General features: G+C 67.0%; 12 protein-coding genes. 2 read left to right on the forward strand and 10 right to left on the reverse strand.

Annotation, left to right across the window (positions count from 1 at the left end; genetic code table 11):
* Positions 1–13: 13 nt before the first annotated feature.
* Together DK847_RS14885 and DK847_RS14890 are read right to left on the reverse strand one after the other, a co-directional pair.
* The gene (locus tag DK847_RS14885) at positions 14–3,523 is read right to left on the reverse strand and encodes a TonB-dependent receptor (RefSeq protein WP_111199323.1); all 3,510 of its coding nucleotides are present in this window, start codon (positions 3,521–3,523) and stop codon (positions 14–16) included.
* On the reverse strand, positions 3,520–9,060 hold the full coding sequence (locus DK847_RS14890) for a DUF7507 domain-containing protein (protein ID WP_161957299.1): 5,541 nt from the start codon (positions 9,058–9,060) through the stop codon (positions 3,520–3,522). The genes DK847_RS14885 and DK847_RS14890 overlap by 4 nt, the downstream gene beginning before the upstream one ends.
* A gap of 294 nt (positions 9,061–9,354) precedes the next feature.
* Between DK847_RS14890 and DK847_RS14895 the strand changes: the two genes are divergently transcribed.
* On the forward strand, positions 9,355–9,597 hold the full coding sequence (locus DK847_RS14895) for a hypothetical protein (RefSeq protein ID WP_111199325.1): 243 nt from the start codon (positions 9,355–9,357) through the stop codon (positions 9,595–9,597).
* 4 nt (positions 9,598–9,601) lie between these two features.
* Here the strand turns inward: DK847_RS14895 and DK847_RS14900 are convergent, their stop codons facing one another.
* Positions 9,602–10,024 carry a hypothetical protein gene (locus DK847_RS14900; protein ID WP_111199326.1) on the reverse strand — a complete coding sequence of 141 codons (423 nt, stop codon included), beginning with the start codon at positions 10,022–10,024 and terminating at the stop codon, positions 9,602–9,604.
* A 49-nt stretch (positions 10,025–10,073) separates the two neighbouring features.
* Positions 10,074–10,982, reverse strand: a complete 909-nt coding sequence (locus DK847_RS14905) for a PhzF family phenazine biosynthesis protein (protein ID WP_111199503.1) — start codon at positions 10,980–10,982, stop codon at positions 10,074–10,076.
* 136 nt (positions 10,983–11,118) lie between these two features.
* Between DK847_RS14905 and DK847_RS14910 the strand changes: the two genes are divergently transcribed.
* Positions 11,119–11,895 (forward strand): SDR family NAD(P)-dependent oxidoreductase, encoded by a 777-nt coding sequence (locus DK847_RS14910; protein ID WP_111199327.1) that lies wholly within the window; start codon positions 11,119–11,121, stop codon positions 11,893–11,895.
* A 9-nt stretch (positions 11,896–11,904) separates the two neighbouring features.
* Here DK847_RS14910 and DK847_RS14915 read toward each other — a convergent pair whose 3' ends face one another.
* The 6 genes from DK847_RS14915 to DK847_RS14940 all read right to left on the reverse strand — a co-directional run bounded on the left by DK847_RS14915 (position 11,905) and on the right by DK847_RS14940 (position 17,238).
* The gene (locus DK847_RS14915) at positions 11,905–12,597 is read right to left on the reverse strand and encodes an NUDIX hydrolase (RefSeq protein ID WP_111199328.1); all 693 of its coding nucleotides are present in this window, start codon (positions 12,595–12,597) and stop codon (positions 11,905–11,907) included.
* Positions 12,594–13,340, reverse strand: a complete 747-nt coding sequence (locus DK847_RS14920; protein WP_193548206.1) for a sulfite exporter TauE/SafE family protein — start codon at positions 13,338–13,340, stop codon at positions 12,594–12,596. Before DK847_RS14920 ends, DK847_RS14915 begins: the two co-directional genes overlap by 4 nt.
* A complete protein-coding gene (locus DK847_RS14925; protein WP_111199330.1) occupies positions 13,337–13,840 on the reverse strand; it encodes a heme-degrading domain-containing protein in 504 nt (167 codons plus the stop codon). Before DK847_RS14925 ends, DK847_RS14920 begins: the two co-directional genes overlap by 4 nt.
* Before the next feature lie 177 nt (positions 13,841–14,017).
* Positions 14,018–15,037 (reverse strand): ketol-acid reductoisomerase, encoded by a 1,020-nt coding sequence (gene ilvC, locus DK847_RS14930; protein WP_111199331.1) that lies wholly within the window; start codon positions 15,035–15,037, stop codon positions 14,018–14,020.
* 75 nt (positions 15,038–15,112) lie between these two features.
* A complete protein-coding gene (locus tag DK847_RS14935; RefSeq protein WP_161957300.1) occupies positions 15,113–15,919 on the reverse strand; it encodes a phosphatase PAP2 family protein in 807 nt (268 codons plus the stop codon).
* A 323-nt stretch (positions 15,920–16,242) separates the two neighbouring features.
* The gene (locus DK847_RS14940; RefSeq protein WP_111199333.1) at positions 16,243–17,238 is read right to left on the reverse strand and encodes a TerC family protein; all 996 of its coding nucleotides are present in this window, start codon (positions 17,236–17,238) and stop codon (positions 16,243–16,245) included.
* Positions 17,239–17,304: the final 66 nt, after the last annotated feature.

Here is a 17,304-nt window from a genome sequence, read left to right on the forward strand (position 1 = left end):
GCGGGACAAGGCGCTAGAGCTTGCCGATGGCGTTGACGAAGAAGCCCTGGTCATTGGCGGTGAGGTCGGCCAGATCATCGGAATAGCGGCCGAAGTTATAGCCGACACCCACGTCGAAATTGTCGTTGATCTGGCGATAGAGGGCGGCCACCGCACCCCAGTTGGCGGATTCGCTGGCGCTCTCCCACAGGCAGCGCCCCTCGACCAGCACGTCCCACTTCTTGACCACATGCAGATCGGCCCGAAGCACCGCGAGCTGGGCGTTGGAACTCTCCCAGTCGCCGTCGTTCCCGTCCTCGTCCTGCGGCTTCCATTGCCCGAAGCGCAGGCCATATTTGCCGCCGATGGAGATCATCTGCGTCAGGTCATAGGTGGCATCGACGCTGAGGATGTGGCTCTGCTGCGACGGCCCGCCGATCTCGCCGTCGATATTCACCTGGTCGGGCCCCGGCGCATCATAGACATAGACATATTTGGCCAGCGCATTGAGCCTGTCGTTCAGCACCGGGCGATAGGCATAGCCGAGCGAGGCCTCGACGAAATTGCCGCCGATGGATGAGTCGGTCGCGTCCGACACCACGGCATCGAGTGCTGCCAGCACGCGCCAGTTCTCGTTCAGCGCATTGGACAGGCGCGCCGCAAGGTAATAGGCCGTCTGGTCGCCGCCATCCGCGCCGTTGTTGTCATCGAAGCGCACCTCGCCCTTGACCGAGGCCGTCATCCTGTCATTCGGGTTGTAGACGGCAGTGGCGGAGACGGCGTTGCGGTTGACGTTGCTGTCGGCGAAGCCCAGATCCGCCGTGTCGCCCCATACCCGGCCGGACTCGATGGCGCCGCCCAGATTCCATTCCGGCGTGGGCGTGTAGGTGACGCCATAGACCTGGGTGAGGCTCGGCTGGTCCGACCAGAAATTATACTTGTCTTCGGCATAGACCGAGAGCCGCTCGCTGAAGCCATGGCTGACGCCGGCGATGATGCCGCCGAGATCGTCCGTCTGGTTTCCCGACAGCAGGTCATTGGCAACGTAATTGCCCGGCGCCAGCGCATAGCCGATGTAATAGCGGTCGGATGCCACGGGCTGGTAGCTCAGCAACGCCCTGCCCCCGATGCCGCCATCGCCATAGGAGATTTCGGCGGAGCCATCGATGGTGTCGGTGAACTGCCGCGTGCCGCCCACGCCGCCGCGGTTGTTGAGGTCGACATTGCCGGTGCGGGCCAGCGTTGCCTGGCCGAAGGCATAGACGGACGAGGTGTCGCTCAGGATGCGGGTGAGCTTCAACGCCGTGTCGGTGCGGGTGCCGTCGGTGTTGTCGTCGGGGTTGTCGACGTCTAGCTGCTGTATGCCGGCGGACAGGAGCAGCCCCTCGCGCAGCAGATAGGTGAGGTCCGCCCCAGCCTGGTTCTGGGTCACGTCGCCGCCGCTTTCCAGCCGGTCGCCGTAGAAGTTCAGCGTCAGCCGCTCGGTGAGTTCCAGGTCGCCCTTGAGGCCATATTCGTAGCGGTCCTGTGTCACCTGCTCGTCGAGGGTGGAGAAGCCCGCCTGCTTGTAGGCGAAGCTCGCCTCGAGATCGCCCTTGGCGCCGGGGACGATCTCGCCGGGGTCGAGCCGGCCCAGCACGCGATAGGCCATGGCCGGGTCGCCCGCGCTGCCCGCAATGCCCGGCTCGGTGATGGTGAGACCACCGTTGAGTGATTCCGAGAAGCCGAAGCCGGGGCCGTCGGTTACCGCCACTTCGCCTTCGAGGAAGGTCTTCTCCGACTTGTAGAACTGGATGTCGGCGCCGCCCAGCTTCTGGTCTGCTGCGCCCGTCTTCTCCAGTGCGCCGGTGACGCCGAGGCGCACATGGTCGCCCACCCATTGCTGGGCACGGCCGCCATAGACATAGCCGTCGACGTCGCCCGCCGTCGGCACATATTCATAGGCCGCGACCAGATATTGCTGGTTGCCGCCGATGGCCCCGTCGCGCACCAGGTTGCCATCATCCGCACTGGAGGAGAGCGGTTCATCGAGCAACACGACGCCCTGCAGATAGTCGATCGAATAGTCGCGGCCATAGACCAGCGTCTTGCGGCTGACCACGCGGCCCGTCACCGGGTTGCGCACCTCGACATAGAGCGTCTCGGAGCCGGTGGTCACGTCCTGGTGGGTCAGGAAATAGGCCGAACCGCCGGTGCCGCGGAACACGTCGCGCTGCGGCAGGGTTCCGGGCTGGGCGGCATAGGCATGGACTTCGCCCGAGCGCTCGCCCGAGGGCACCATCCTGTCGGTCTTCAGCACGACATTGCCGCCATAAAGCGCCCGGTCATTCCGCAGGAACTCGGTGCCGCGGATGTCGGTCTTGAAGTTGCCCCACACCACGCGGCTGTCGCCGCGTTCGAGGCGGACATAGAACTTGCCGCTGGTCGGCGCATCCTCGATGGCCACCGAGTCATCGCCATAGACCGGATAATAGTCCTCAGGGTCGATGCGCTTCAGGAAGCTCCTCGGGTCGCGGTCGTCGAGGCCCGTCAGCATGTTCTCGATGCTGCCGTCGCCGGTGTCGGCAGCGGCGGTGAGGAGCCACGAGCCCTTGATCTTGCCCTTCAGGTAGAAGGCGGCCCGGCCCTTGTCGTAGACGCCGTCATATTCGCCCGGCGCCACGTCCTCGATGTGCTTCGAGCCGGTCCTGGAACCGAGCGTCAGATCTGCGAGGCCGACATAGAACCACTCGTTCGAGGGGATGTTGATGCTGCGGTCGAAGGTGAGGCTGCCCGCCTTCCCCGCCTTCAGCGCCACGTCCACGTCATGCTCGCCGATGGGCAGGATGCGCTGCACCACGAAGGCGCCCTCGCCATCGACGGGGATCGTCTCGCCCAGCACCTGCACCGCTGCCCCCGGTGGCACGTTGCGCCCCGCCACGGTGACCGCACCGCCATCGACACGGATATTGCGGAACGCCGTGTTGTCGTCGCTGAAGCCCGGTGCCGTGGGCCCTGCCTCCTCCGGCGCCGTTTCGAGCGCGGAGCGGCGCACCAGCGTCAGCGGCCGCGTTTCATCGAAGCGGCCCTTGGCATCATAGACGCGCAGCACATAGGCGAAGTCGTCGAAGCCCTGGGTCGCCGCGACCTCCGGCATGGTCCAGCGCGCCAGGTTGCCCTTGCCAACCTTGACCACCGCAACGGGTGCTGCCGGTGCATGGCGGCCGGTGGCGAAGATGCGAATCTCCTGCCGCGTGACATAGGCCGGGTAGTTGCTGGAGGCGAGGAACTCCACCACCTCGCCCACCGCGAAGGACCGGCGCGAAGAGGTGGTGGCGGCGTTGAGGAAGGGCTTGGCGTTGAGCCCGTCATACTTCACCTGGATGTCGGCGCCTTCCAGCGCCATGTCGGCCTTGCGGTTCGGGTCCGGCGTGCCGGGCGTGCCCGCCACGTGCTGGCCATCGACGCTGATCGAGAACAAAGCCTCGCCCGCCTCATCCGCCTGGGCGAGCGCCGTGCCGCACAGCAGCATGGCGGTGACAAGCGCGAGGCGGCCCGGCCTCATGGCACACCCCCGTCCAGCATGCGGGTGTCGATGGCAAGGTCGTAGCGATGCGAAGCGGACTGCCAGCGCCGCGAGATCTCATCCTTCACGGCGCGCAGCCGCGCCTTGCCCAGGGCGCCGTCGCTGCCGCGATAGGTGATCTCGAGAACGGAGGTCTCCGCCTCGAGCGCGGCGACCAGCTTGTCGAGTCCGCCCTCCCACTTGGGGAGCAGCTCCGTGGAGCCCGGCGCGAAGACCTTCCCGTTGAGCTCCAGCTTCACCAGCCGCGAGATCGAGGCGCCGAAATTGAGCTTCACCACCTTGCCGCGGGTGAGGCGCACGCGGCGCGGGTTCTCGGTGGTCACGTGATAGCCCGTGGGCAGCGTGCGCGTGTCGAGCTTCAGGATGAAGTTGGAGCCGATGGCGGCATCCGGGATGTCGGCGCAGGGAATGTTGAAGCGGCCATTGGAATCGGTGGTCACCAGCAGGCCGTTGACGGTGGCCACCCGCACCGCCGGAAGACCCGGCTCGCCCTCGTCCTGGTAGCCGTTGCGGTTCTGGTCATCAAACACCTTGCCGATGATGTCGCCGCAGTCGAACACCGCCTCGGCGAGAATGGTCACGCGGGCCTTGGCGGTTGCCACCACCTCGCCCGTATCGGGGTCCACCAGCTGGGCCTGGTTGACCGCCACGCCGGGATTGACCGAGGCCGACACCACCAGCGTCAGTTCCAGCTTGATGTCGCCCCCGGCATCGGGCACCAGCCCGTCGAAGGTCAGGCGGCGGCCGTCGATGGCGGGTGCGACCTTCTTGCCATTGGCCACCGCGCTGCCCTCGATGAAGGCGAAGCCGGGCGGCATCACGTCGACGATGCGCGCCGGGTTGAAGGGCACGTCCTGCGCCACGATGACGTAGGGCACCTTCTCGCCGCGCTTGGCGGTGCTGATCAGCGCCCGCTTGGTCAAGGTGTTGCCGTCGATCACGGCGACCACCGGCGTGGTGACGGTGTCGGTGACTGGCCCGGTCACCGGATTGGTTTCGGTGCTGTCGGCCGTGGCGGTGTTCACCACCTTGCCTGCCTGCACGTCCTCGATGGTCACCGTGTAGCTGCCGGTCAGCACGCAGGTCTGGTCCGGCTGCAGCACCGCGCAGGTGGTGCTGTCCGGGGTGATCATGTCGTCGCTCACCACCACGTCGCTGAGTGGCACGCTGCCGCTGTTGGTGGCGGTGATGCGGAAGGTCAGGCTGTCGCCGAGCGTGATGCTGCCGCTCTTGTCGGCATCGGTGTAGCCGGTCATCACCTTGGTGATGGTCAGTTGCGGCAGATTGGGCGACAGCGGCACCAGATTGGACTCGCCGTTGACCGCCGTGCCCGACTGTTCGCCGAGGCCGCTGACGCTGGCCTGGTTGAAATAGCGCCCGCCATTGGCAAGCGGCGGCAGCGGCACCGTGGGCATCACGCGGATGGCGAAGTCCACCGTGCAGCTGGCGCCGACGGCGAGGCTGGCCCCCTGTGCCGCCACTGCGTCCGTGCTGCCGTTGAAGCCGGTGTTCAGCCCGCCGCAGCTGCCGCTTGGCGCCGCGATGACGGTGTAGGTGCCGGGCGCCGTGGCCGTGGCGGCGAAGCTGCCGAACAGCGGCGCGGCACCGGCCAGCTGATCGCTGACCGTGATGGTCTGCAGGGGCTCGAGGCTGGGGTTGCTGACAGTGAGCCGGAAGCTTGCATCGAAGCTGCCATCGGCATTGGGCGTGGGGCCGGAGAGCAGCGCCTTGGTGATGGCGATGCCGGAATTGGGCACCAGGGTGAAATCATATCCGGTCGCCGCCTGGGTCACGAGCGTAATGCCGCCGATCACCGTGGCGCTGAGGGCGCTGCCCCCGGCGGTGCCGGGCTTCGCCATGCCGTTGGCAAGGGCCGCATCGCCCACCGGCCCGCGGGTGAGCGTATAGCTGCCGGGCGGCACGGCAGCGAAGACATAGCGCCCGTCGGACCCCGTGGTGACGGTGAGGCTGACCGGCACGCCGCCCGGCCCGGCCCCGCTGACCTGCATCGGAACCCCGCTGATGCCGGTGTCGCCCGGATCCTGGACGCCATTGTTGTTGAAGTCGCGGAACACCAGGCCCGCCAGCGAGGCGGCCTCCACCGTCACCTGTCCGGAATTCGAATTGTTGGCGAGGTTCTCCTCGAGCGAGGTGGTGGCGACGCTGGCGGTGTTGGTGAAGGTCTGCGGGCTCGATGCGGACTCGACCACCTGCACCGGCGCGGTGACGGTGACTTCGGCGCCTGAACTCATAGTGCCGAACTCGCAGGTGAAGGACGAGCCGCCCGCGCTGCCGCTGCACACATTGGCGGTGGTGGTGCCCGCCACCACCACGGCAGACGGCGAGCCGGTGAGCTTCATGCCCGGCGGCAGCGCGTCGGACAGCACGGTGGCATCGGCCTCGTTGAGGCCGGGGCCGATGTTGTTGCGCACGATGATCGCGAAGCTGAAGGGCTGGAGCAGCGTCACGCTGGGCTGCGAGGGAACCTTGCTCACCACCTCCACGTCGGCGCGGCTGCGCACCGTGGTGAGTTCAACATCGGTGTTGTTGTCAGGGTTTGTGTCATGGCTCGCGGTTTCGAGCGACGTGACGGTGGCGCTGTTCTCCGCCACGCCGCGCGCCTGGCCTGACATGGTGAGCCTGATGGTGGCGGTGTCGCCGGACAGCATCAGCCGCTTGGTGCAGGTGACGGTGCCCCCCACCGTGCCGGGCGCAGGTCCGCCGCAGGTGACGCCGGCGGGTGCACTCACCGACTGGAAGGCGAGGAAGGCGCTGGGCAGCGTGTCGGTGACCTCCACCTCCTCCGCCGCGGACGGCCCGTTGTTGGTGATGGTGAGGCCGTAGACCATGGTGGAGCCGATCCCCACCGGGTCGGGCCCATAGTCCGGCAGCGGCGTGTCGACCTTGTTGATCTGCAGGTCGAGGACCGGCGGCAGAATGCCGGCGGAAACGGAGGCGGAATTGTTTCCGCCATTGTCCCCCGGCGTCGTGGGCGAGGTGACCGTTGCCGTATTGGTGACGGTCGAGCCCGACAGCGCGCTCTGCGCCGCCACGGTCACCGTCACCGTCTGCTGCGCGCCATTGGCGATGGTGCCGAGATTGCACTCGATCAGGCCGTGGGTGGTGTCACTTCCCACCGGCGTGGCATCGGCGACGATGATCCGGCCTGCCGTGGGCAGGCTGGGGCAAGTGCCGGATGACGGGGTGGCGCCGAGGAAGATCAGCCCCGGCGGCAAGGTGTCGGTGACGGTGACGTTCTGCGCGGCGCTGCGGCCATCGGCCGTGGTGGTGGCGGCGAGGACATAGGTGAAGGCCTGCCCGGCCCGCGGGTTCGCCGGATTGACCGTCTTGCCGATGGTGACATCGGCCAGCGCCGTGACGTCGAAGGTGTCGGTGCCGGTATTGTTGCCGGTGTCCGGATCGAAGGTGACGCTCGATATGGCGCGCGCGCTGTTGCTGCGCTGGCCGGCATTGCCGCCGGGGCGCACCACCACATTGACTTGCGGGCAGTTCACGCCCTCGGTGCAGACGGGCAGCGTGGCGATGGTGCAGGTGAGCCGCACGGCCGTGCCCGTGGCGCCGCCCAGCGCCGCGGTCGCGCAGTTCATGCCCGAGGCGGAATTGGGCGCCCACACCACCTGCACGAGGCCTTTGTCCGAACCGCTGCGATTGTTGATCAGGCCCGTCAGGTCGTCGGTGAGGGTGATGCTAGATGAGGTGCCGCTTCCATCATTGACGATGTCGATCAGGAACTGCTCGGTGTCGCCCGACGCGATCGTCTTGTTGAGCGCCTGCTTGTTGACCCTGATGTCTGCCTGGTTGCCGCTGCCCGTCGAGTTCACGCCATAGGTGATGGTGTTGTTCTTGAGGTTGGGGTCGGGGAAGCTGGGGTTGACCGTCGTCACCGTCATGGAATTGGTGAAGCTGGTGGCGCCCGAGACGGTGGAGACGGTGCGCAGCACCACCGCCGGCGTGGTGGCGCCCACCGGCAGCGGCGTGACGTAGTCACGCGTGCAGGTGATCGGAGCGGGTCCGGTGACCGGCACGGCGGGCGAACAGCTCCAGCCGTTGAGCGCGGAATAGGAGTCCACCCGCAACCCGGCGGGCAGATTGTCGGTCATCACGATGGTGCCGCTGAAGGGCCGGTTGCCGAGGTTCGAGGTGCTGATCGAAAAGTTGAAGGGCGTGCCCTCGAGCACGGTGGGCGGATTGGCGGGGCCGGACTTGTTGGCGCGGAGGTCGGAGGTCTCCTCGTTGATCGCGGCGCCGCCATCGCTGGCTTCGTTGTTGCCGGGGTTCGGGTCGAGCGGGCTCGCCGCGTCGATCCGTGCCGTGTTGGTGGCGCTGCCGGCGCTGACCACCGTCGTTTCGATGGTGATCACCCCGAGCGGCACGTTGTGGCCCGGTGCCCCGCCGCTGGCCAGCGTGCAGGTGACGGTCTGCGAGGCGATGCCGCAGGTCCAGCCGCTGCCTGCCGCCGGGATGACCTCGTTGATCTGATAATTGCCCGGAATGTCGTCGACGATGGTGAGGTCCAGCGGCGTCTCGCCGGTGAAGCTCGGCGTCAGCGTGAAGGTCACGTCATTGCCGACGAGCAGCGTTCCCGCCGGCGCGCGGCTCTTGGTGATCTTCACGTCCGAGCCCACGGTGACGTCGGTCGTCACCGTGTCGCGGTTGTTGCCGGTGGTCCGGTCCGGCGGGTTGCTGCTGGTGATTTCGCCTGTCACCGTGATGGCGGAGGTGGAGGCAACCGCGATATCCCCCTTCAGCTGCAGGCTGGCGCTTGCCCCCACGGCGATGGGCCCGGGAATGGTGCAGAGGTAATTGCTGCCCGACAGCACGCAGCCCGCTGGCCACACGAGGCCCCCGAGCCCGGCGGGAACAGGCACCGAGACCACCACGCTGGAGGCGGGCATCGGCCCGAGGTTGCTGACGGTGAAGTCGTAGGTGACGGCGCTGCCCGCCGCCGAACTCGCGGGGCCGGCGATGTCCAGCGTCAGGTCGGTGCCGTCGATGACGGTGGTGGGCTGCTCGGCGATGTTGTTGGCGGTCTCGCTGTCGATACCGAGGGCCGGCACCTTGGCAACGACGGCAAAGGTGCCCTGGATGCTGGTCTTGACCAGCGCCTTGAGGGTGACGACGTCCCCCCCGGCAAGCGGCGGCAGGGTGCAGCTGACCGTGGCGAGGCCCACCGCCGGCTGCGGCGTGCAGCCGGTGATGGGGCTGCCCGCCTCAGTGCCGGTGAAGGTGAAGCTGCCCGGAATGGTCAGGTCGAGCGTGTTCTCAGGAGAGGTATTGGACGCGAGGTCGTCGTTCTCGACGGTGATGGTGTAGGTGATGGTGCCGCCGAGGGGGATCGGGTCCTCGTTGTCGATGATGTTGACCACCCAGTTGGTGGCCTGCGCCTCGGCGGCCAGCACCACCTGCGCCAGCAGCAACAGCAGCAGCAGCGCAAGGCGGCGCAACACTGGCCACGCGCTGCGTGCCGCTTCCCTCCTGCCGCCGAACCCCAGCATGCCCCTCCTGCAAACGCGCGCGGCCGGAGGACAAGCCATCCCGTTGCCGGGCAACGCGTGTTGCCGGCCTGCTCCTCAGCCTGATGTGCCGTGACCTGGGCCGCCTGCCCCTGGCAGTGCGACTTCAGCCCCCCTGTCGCGGGAGCCAGACTCAGGCCCTTCTCGCGACACCTGACGGTGGCGTTTTTGGGCGAATGAGTCAACGAAAGATTGTGCCTTGGGGCAAACGGAGGATTGGCCTCGGGCCGCGTGAGGGCTATAGGGTTACGGCACCGTCTGAAGAGGTTTTCCGAGATGAAGTCCGCACTGCTTGCGATCGGCCTCATGGCCGCCTTCACCGCTCCCGCACTCGCCGGGGCCTGCGACGCCGATCTCGCGCAGCTCAAGTCTCATCTGGCATCGGACGACATTCAGCCGGACGTGAAGGTGCAGATCCAGGACATGGTGGCCCAGGCGGAGAAATTCTGCGCGGCGGGCGACGAGCAGCAGGCGGCCGAGGTCATCGCCGACGCCTCATCGATGCTCACGGCGCAGTAGCGCCTCAGGGTTCGAAGGCCAGTACCGCCAAAATGATGGCGGCGAGTGCCGACATCCAGACGCCGGAGACCAGCAGTTCCATGCGCGGGTAGAGTGACTGGTCGCCGGTGCGCATCATCTTGCCGGCCGTCACCCGGGCCAGGCCGTGGCACAGGGTGAGCAGCACCACGAAGCCGATCTTGACGATGAACCAGCTGTTCGGCGCGTCCTGCGGCGGCAGGCTGAAGAACAGGCCGATGCCGGTGATCCAGATCGCCAGGATCACCACATCGGCGATCTTCGCCAGGATGCGGCGCAGGAAGGTCAGGGCCTCGCGCCGGTCGCCCTTTTCGCCCGCCGCGACGCGGATGTTGATGTAGTTCGCAATGCTCATGCCCGTTCCCGTGGCGATGGCGATCAGATGGGCGATGAGCAGTATCGTCTTCATGCTGGTGCGGCCCTCCCCTTGGCCGGCGTCGCGCTGCGCTTGTTCCCCGTCAGAGTTCTAGCACGCCCGAACTGATTTGCACCGCCTGACCTGCAACCCGGACGGCAAGCAGCTTCGCATCTGCAACATCGGCTTCCAGCCACAGGTCGGAAGGCCGGCCCATTTCATAGCCCTGCTCGAGTTTCCAGCGGTGGGTGCCGGCCGCCAGTCTTTCCGCCGCGAGCAGCTGGGCGGCGAGGATCGCCGTGGCGGAACCGGTGGCCGGGTCCTCGGGTATGCCGTCGAGCGGGGCATAGGCGCGCGACCGATAGGCCGTGTCCGCCCCGTCGCCGCCGCGCGTGTACATGTAGGCCATGCGGGTGCCGAGCCCGGAAAACAGGTTTGACCAGTGCGGCTCGATCACCCGCGCCCTTGCCAGCGCCTCGCGGCTGGCGAGCGGAACATAGAGGAAGGCGGGGCCGCCCTTGAACACGCCGGGGACGTGACCCTCGAAGCCGATGTCCGAAGCGGAGAGGCCGAGCGCCGCCGCGATATCCTCACGGGCGGGTGCTGCCACCTCCACCGCGAAGGGGGACACCGGTGCGGTGAACTGGGCACGCGGCACATCGCCGATGCGGCTGACCTTCACCGGCACGAGCCCTGCCACTTCCTCGAGGCGGATCGTCGTCTCGAAGGCGCAGCCCGGCTTGTACTTCTTCTGCGCCAGGTGGATGGCACAGCCGATGGTGGGATGGCCCGCGAAGGGGATTTCCGCCGTGGGAAAGAAGATGCGCACGCTCGCGGTGTTGGCCGCGTCCTGCGGCTTCCGCACGAAGATCGTCTCGGAGAGATTGAACTCGCGCGCGATGATCTGCATCTGCCCGGTCGACAGGCCATCGGCGTCCTCCACGATGGCCAGCGGATTGCCGGCAAAGCTACGGCTGGTGAAGACGTCATAGGTGAAGAACGGCAGTTTCATCGGCAGGCCCTCCGGCAAGGCTGCGCAGGCTCGCGCGGGCGGTGCGGCCCGTCAACCGGCAATTCGGCTGCAGCGCCTGTTGCGCGGCGGCAGCGGATGCGGTGTCATCAGCGCGGGACCGGGCGGGAGAAGGCACATGAGCGGGGTTGCGGGACGGACGGCGATCGTGACGGGAGCGGGCAGCGCCGATGGCATCGGCTTTGCCACGGCCCGGCTGCTGCTCGCGGCCGGCGCCAGGGTGGCCATCACCTCGACGACGGAGCGCATCCATGACCGGCTGGCCGAACTGGGCGCGGGGCCGGACCGGGCCTTCGCCCTGCCCGCCGACCTCACTGTGCCTGCCCAGGTGACCGGCCTCGTCGACGCCGCCGAGGCAGCGCTCGGCCCCGTCGAGATCCTCGTCAACAATGCCGGCATGACGCAGGTGGGCGGCGACGTGCCCGGCGGCCGGCTGAGCGAGATGTCGGAGGCGGGCTGGGACTATGGCATCGCCATCAACCTCAAGACCTGCTTCCTCATGACGAGGGCCGTGCTGCCCGGCATGATCGCGCGGCGCTATGGGCGGATCGTGCAGATGTCCTCCGTCACCGGTCCCCTCGTCGGCATCGCCGGAAGTTCGGTCTATGCCGCGGCCAAGGCCGGCATGCTGGGCATGACGCGGGCACTCGCCATCGAGGTGGGCTCATCCGGTGTCACCGTCAACTGCGTCGGGCCCGGCTGGATCCGGACCGCATCGAGCTCCGAGGCCGAGATCACGGCTGGCCGCCACACGCCGGTGGGCCGCCCCGGCACGCCGGCGGAAGTGGGCCATGCGGCGCTGTTCCTCGCCAGCGAGGAGGCGAGCTACATCACCGGCCAGATGCTGGTGGTGGATGGCGGCAACATCATCCAGGAATACAAGGGCGGATCCTGAGGCCTTCGCTCAAAGCTCCAGGAACTGCGCGAGCCCGGCCACGAAGCCCGGCATCCTTGCATCGATCTCAGAGCGGTGGCGCAGCGCCTCCACCGCCGCCAGCTCCGCATGAGGGTCGGCCGCCGCATGGGCGGCGAAGCGCCGCGCGATCTCGGCGAAGCTGAGCGGAAAATCGAAGCGCTGCACCACGGCGAGCCGCGGCCCCTCGAAGATCGCCACCCAGGGGCCGGGTGCGGCCTCGTCGAGGTCGAGGCCGGTTTCTTCCAGCAATTCTGTCCGCATGTTGCCGAGAAGGTCCACGCTGCCGTCGGGGCGCACATCCCTGGGCTCCAGCGAGCCCGAGGGCGGATAGGCCTTGCCGGCATTGAGGGTCGTCCCCGACATGACGCCAAGCAGCAGGGCGCCGTCGGCCGAGACCACCGCCGGCACGCCGAAGCAGTTGACCACCGTGGCATCAGGCCCGCCCCAGTCGCGCCAGGCGACGAAGCTGGCATAGTCGATCTCGGCCAGTTCGGCGCGGAACACCCCCGCCTTCACCTCCGCGCCGGTGCAGATCAGCGTGCGGCCGTTCCACAGCCTGGGGTTCGCGGCGATCACGCCGTCCCAGTGGCGGGCGATGGCCTCGCGGTGGGTGTGTTCGAAGCGCCAGCCGCCGCCGCTGCAGCGCAGGTCGAGGCTGGTGACGGGCTCCACCCGGATCATTTGAACAGCGCGTCGTAGATGAGCTTGAGCGAGATCAGGAACAGCGCCACCTCGACCAGGCGGAAAAACAGCTTCTCCGGCAGCAGCCGGGTGCCCTTGTAGCCCACCACCGCGCCGACCACCGCGACGGGCGACAGCAGCGCCGCCACCTCGAGGTTTGAAGGGTTGAACTGCCCGAGCGCCCAATAGGGCACGAGCTTCACCACGTTGATGATGGCGAATGCGATGGTGCTCGTTCCCGCGAAGACCATCTTGGGCAGTTTCTGCGGCAGCACATAGGTCTGGAAGGGCGGCCCGCCGGTGTGGCTCACAAAGCTGGTGAAGCCCGTCAGCGTGCCCCAGAACAGCCCGCGCGGAACATCCGCGCGGTGCGGCGGCGCATTGGCCTTCCGGAACACGACCGTCGCGCAGTAATAGAGGCCCACCACGCCGACGAGCAGCGTCACCATCCATTCCGGCGTGATCTTCGCCGTGGCCCAGCCCACGCCGACACCAAGGATCATCGCAGGCACCAGGATCGCCAGGTTGCGGCCGCTGTATTCATGGCGATAGGCCCAGAGCCCCACCACGTCGCTGACGATGTAGACCGGCAGCAGCAGCGCCGCCGCCGCCACCGGCGGCATGACGAGGGCCAGCAGCGGCACGCCGAGCACGCCCACCATCGGCAGGCCGCCCTTCGAGGCACCCACCAGGAAGGCGGCGATGGCGGCCATCACGAAGAACAGCAGGCTGTAATCCATCAGGCGGTTTCGGGCCCGAGCTCCAGCATCCTGTGGTCGATGCCGAGGAAGCGGCACAGCATCTCGACCACGAAGCCATGGTCCTCGCGCTCGGGCACGCCCGAGACGGTGACCGCGCCGACGACGCCCGTGCCCCTGATGTGGATCGGGAATCCACCGCCCTGCGGCGCATAGTCCATCAGGTTCAGCCCGCGCGCGGCGTCGAAGGCATTGCCCTTGAGCTTGTACTCGCGGCCCACGCGGTAGGAGGATTTCTGGAAGCGCGTGACGGTGTTCACCTTGCGGCGGACCCAGTCCGGGTTCTCCGGCGTCGTGCCGGGGAGTGCGGTGTAGAACAGCGGCCTCGTGCCGATCCGGATGTCGATGACGAAAGGCAGCTTCCGCTCCTCCGCTTGGGCGCGCATCAGCGAGCCCAGCGCCCAGGCATCCGCCTCGTTGAAGTGATCGAAGCGGAGCTCCTGCTCCTGCCTGGTGATGGTGGCGATGTCCTGTTCGAGGCTCATGTGGTTCCTGCCTTCCCTCATCCTATCCTACCGTCATGCCAGCGAAAGCTGGCACCCAGCTTCTGGCCGGCAAAGCCGGGCCCCAGCTTTCGCTGGGGTGACGGAACTTACACCATCTAAAGCAGAAGGGCGGCCCCAGAGGAACCGCCCTTCTCGCGTCCGCCCTATGCGGAAAGACTAGTTGCGGGTCTTGTCGACCAGCTTGTTCTTGGCGATCCACGGCATCATGGCGCGGAGCTTGGCGCCCACTTCCTCGATGTTGTGGCTGTCGTTCATGCGGCGGATGCCCTTGAAGCGGGCGGCACCGGCGCGATACTCCTGCATCCACTCGGAGGTGAACTTGCCGGTCTGGATGTCCTTCAGCACACGCTTCATCTCCTGCTTCGTCGCATCGGTGATGATGCGCGGGCCGGTGACGTATTCGCCCCACTCGGCGGTGTTGGAGATCGAGTAGTTCATGTTGGCGATGCCGCCCTCGTAGATGAGGTCGACGATGAGCTTCACCTCGTGGAGGCACTCGAAATAGGCCATCTCGGGGGCATAGCCCGCCTCGACCAGGGTCTCGTAGCCGGCACGGATCAGCTCGACGAGGCCGCCGCAGAGCACGACCTGCTCGCCGAAGAGATCGGTCTCGCACTCTTCCTTGAAGGTGGTCTCGATGATGCCCGAGCGGCCGCCGCCCACGCCCGAGGCATAGGAGAGCGCCAGGTCATGGGCATTGCCCGAGGCGTCCTGGTGGATGGCGATGAGGCAGGGAACACCGCCGCCCTTCTGGTATTCGCCGCGCACCGTGTGGCCGGGGCCCTTCGGCGCGATCATGACGACGTCGATCGTCTTCTTCGGCTCGATCAGGTTGAAGTGCACGTTGAGGCCATGGGCGAAGGCGATGGCCGCGCCGTCACGGATGTTCGGCGCGATCTCGTCACGGTAGATGTCGGCCTGGAGCTCGTCAGGCGTCGCCATCATCATCAGGTCGGCCCACTTGGCGGCGTCCGCCACGGTCATGACCTTGAAGCCGTCGGCCTCGGCCTTCTTGATGGTGGGCGAGCCCGCCTTGAGCGCGATCACGACATTGGCCGCGCCGGAGTCCTTCAGGTTCAGCGCATGGGCGCGGCCCTGGCTGCCATAGCCGACGATCGCCACCTTCTTCGACTTGATCAGGTTCACGTCGGCATCACGGTCGTAGTAAACGCGCATAGTCAGGGTCCATCCCGTTGGAATTGAATTGGGCGGGAATTAGCGGGGGCAAGGCCCCAAGGCAAGCGGCAAAACCTAGGGCCTGCTCCCCCCAGAACGCACCCTCGGGGCGAGCCGCGGCCACAGCAGGACGAGCCCAGTGATGACTGCCGCACCCCCCAGCAGGTCGACACCATAATGGGCGCCATGGACGGGGGTGGCGGCCAGGATGGCGAGCCCCACGGTGCTGCCCGCCAGGAAGCCCGACCAGTGGCCGCGGCTGCACCAGGCGATGATCAGCGCAAGGCAGGTGTGGAAGGATGGGAAGGTGGCGATCCCCTCCATGGTGCCAAGATCGAGGCTGACCGGGCCATCGCCGCGCAGCGCCTTCACCTGCTCCAGCCAGACCTCCGGAAGGTGCCCCAGCCCGGCCAGGACGTCCGGCGATGCCACGCTGCTCCAGGCCGAAACCGCCGGCAGCAGACCGGCCACCGCGACGCAGATGAAGCCGGAGGCAAGCGCCAGGAAGGCCACTTCGTCCACCCGGTCATGGCGGCCACGCCACACAGCGATGATGAGGATCATGGCCAGTGCCGGGCCGATTGCCAGGCTGTAGGCGATCAACAGGCCCCGCCGGCTCCACGGGTGGGCGGTGACCAGCCGCGCATAGCCGTTCCAGTCGAACCCGAGGGCGCTGTCCCAGGCGGCAAGATGCCGGTCCGCCCAGGGAAGCCCGAGGGTCATCATCAGGTGGCTGAAGAGATTGATCTGCTGGGTCAGGAAACCGGCGAAGAAAGCCAGCATCAGCAGGCGGAACAGGGTATCAAAACCCCTTCCGTGGCATGGTCCCCGCCACTGCCGATAGGCCAGCGCCACCGCTGTGCCCAAGAACACAAAGCTCATCTTTTGAATGCTTTGGGAGGTGAAGCTCAGACGCGAGTCGCGCGCGACCCAGGCCATATTGAGAATCCAGAGCCCGGCCAGCGCCAGCCAGAATCCGGGATGGGGATAGAGCCATGACAGGGCCCCTCTGAGAAACCGTGCCCCCTCGCTTGCCTCCGACCGAGGAGCCCTTGTGTCGCTGACCATGCTTCGCCATTACACTGTGCCTAACAATCATAGACTGAATTCACTGCCGTTTGTAACGCGGATTGCGTTCGCAGCACGCGATGGCAAGGGCAATCCGCCGGGGGACTGCACTGCGGGTGTGAGGCTTTGGCCCGTCGTCAGCCCAGCCGTTCCGGGGCCTGGCCCTGGGTCTTCCACAGGCTGTAGAGCACGCCGGCCGCCAGGATGCCGAAGGTGACCGAGAGGGAGACCGCCGGGGGCACCTTGTCCAGCCCCAGGAGCGGGGCGGCGAAGATCTTGGAGCCGATGAAGATCAGAACGACGGCCAGCGCCAGCTTCAGGTAGTGGAACCGCTTCACCATGGCGGCCAGCGCGAAGTAGAGGGCACGGAGACCGAGGATCGCGAAGATGTTCGAGGTATAGACGATGAAGGGGTCGGTGGTGATGGCGAAGATCGCCGGCACGCTGTCGACCGCGAAGATCACGTCCGCCACCTCGATCAGGACCAGCGCCAGGAACAGCGGCGTCATGAACCAGGCAAGCCTGCCGGTCTTCGGGTCCTCCTTGCGGACGAAGAACCTCTCGCCATGGTGCTCGTCCGTCACGTTGAAGCGGCGGCGCATGAAGGCGAGGAGCGGGCTCGTCGCCACGTCGTAGTCCTTGTCGGCGAAGAGGATCATCTTGATGCCGGTGCCGATCAGGAACACCGCGAAGACATAGAGCACCCAGGAGAACTCGGAGACGATGGCCGCGCCGAAGCCGATCATGATGGCCCTGAGCACGATGACGCCGAGGATGCCCCAGAACAGCACCCGGTGCTGGTACTTCAGCGGCACCGCGAAGAAACCGAAGATCATGGCGATGACGAAGACATTGTCCATCGCCAGCGCCTTCTCGACGGCGAAGCCCGTGAGGTATTCCATGCCGGAGTTGGCGCCCAGCGACCACCACACCCAGCCGCCGAAGGCAAGCCCGAGGCCGATATAGGCGGCGGAGAGGACGAGGCTCTCGCGCGCCGTGATCTCGCGGTGCTCCTTGTGCAGCACGCCCAGGTCCAGCACCAGCAGCACCGCCACGATGGCAATGAACATGAGCCACATCCAGACCGGCTTCGTCAGCCAGTCGGCGAACAGGACTGTCGTGAGAATATCCATCGGGTCCCCTTCTTCAGTGTCGCTGTCGTCCGACATCGCGCCGAGAACGGCGCCAGAGGGGCCCGG

Source organism: Aestuariivirga litoralis (assembly GCF_003234965.1).
Lineage (GTDB): Bacteria > Pseudomonadota > Alphaproteobacteria > Rhizobiales > Aestuariivirgaceae > Aestuariivirga > Aestuariivirga litoralis.

Coding starts and splice junctions, on each gene's coding strand:
- DK847_RS14895 (WP_111199325.1), top strand. CDS start 9,355: ATGAAGTCCGCACTGCTTGCGATCGGCCTCATGGCCGCCTTCACCGCT.
- DK847_RS14915 (WP_111199328.1), bottom strand. CDS start 12,597: ATGATCCGGGTGGAGCCCGTCACCAGCCTCGACCTGCGCTGCAGCGGC.
- DK847_RS14925 (WP_111199330.1), bottom strand. CDS start 13,840: ATGAGCCTCGAACAGGACATCGCCACCATCACCAGGCAGGAGCAGGAG.
- DK847_RS14910 (WP_111199327.1), top strand. CDS start 11,119: ATGAGCGGGGTTGCGGGACGGACGGCGATCGTGACGGGAGCGGGCAGC.
- DK847_RS14900 (WP_111199326.1), bottom strand. CDS start 10,024: ATGAAGACGATACTGCTCATCGCCCATCTGATCGCCATCGCCACGGGA.
- DK847_RS14890 (WP_161957299.1), bottom strand. CDS start 9,060: ATGCTGGGGTTCGGCGGCAGGAGGGAAGCGGCACGCAGCGCGTGGCCA.
- ilvC (WP_111199331.1), bottom strand. CDS start 15,037: ATGCGCGTTTACTACGACCGTGATGCCGACGTGAACCTGATCAAGTCG.
- DK847_RS14940 (WP_111199333.1), bottom strand. CDS start 17,238: ATGGATATTCTCACGACAGTCCTGTTCGCCGACTGGCTGACGAAGCCG.
- DK847_RS14905 (WP_111199503.1), bottom strand. CDS start 10,982: ATGAAACTGCCGTTCTTCACCTATGACGTCTTCACCAGCCGTAGCTTT.
- DK847_RS14885 (WP_111199323.1), bottom strand. CDS start 3,523: ATGAGGCCGGGCCGCCTCGCGCTTGTCACCGCCATGCTGCTGTGCGGC.
- DK847_RS14935 (WP_161957300.1), bottom strand. CDS start 15,919: ATGAGCTTTGTGTTCTTGGGCACAGCGGTGGCGCTGGCCTATCGGCAG.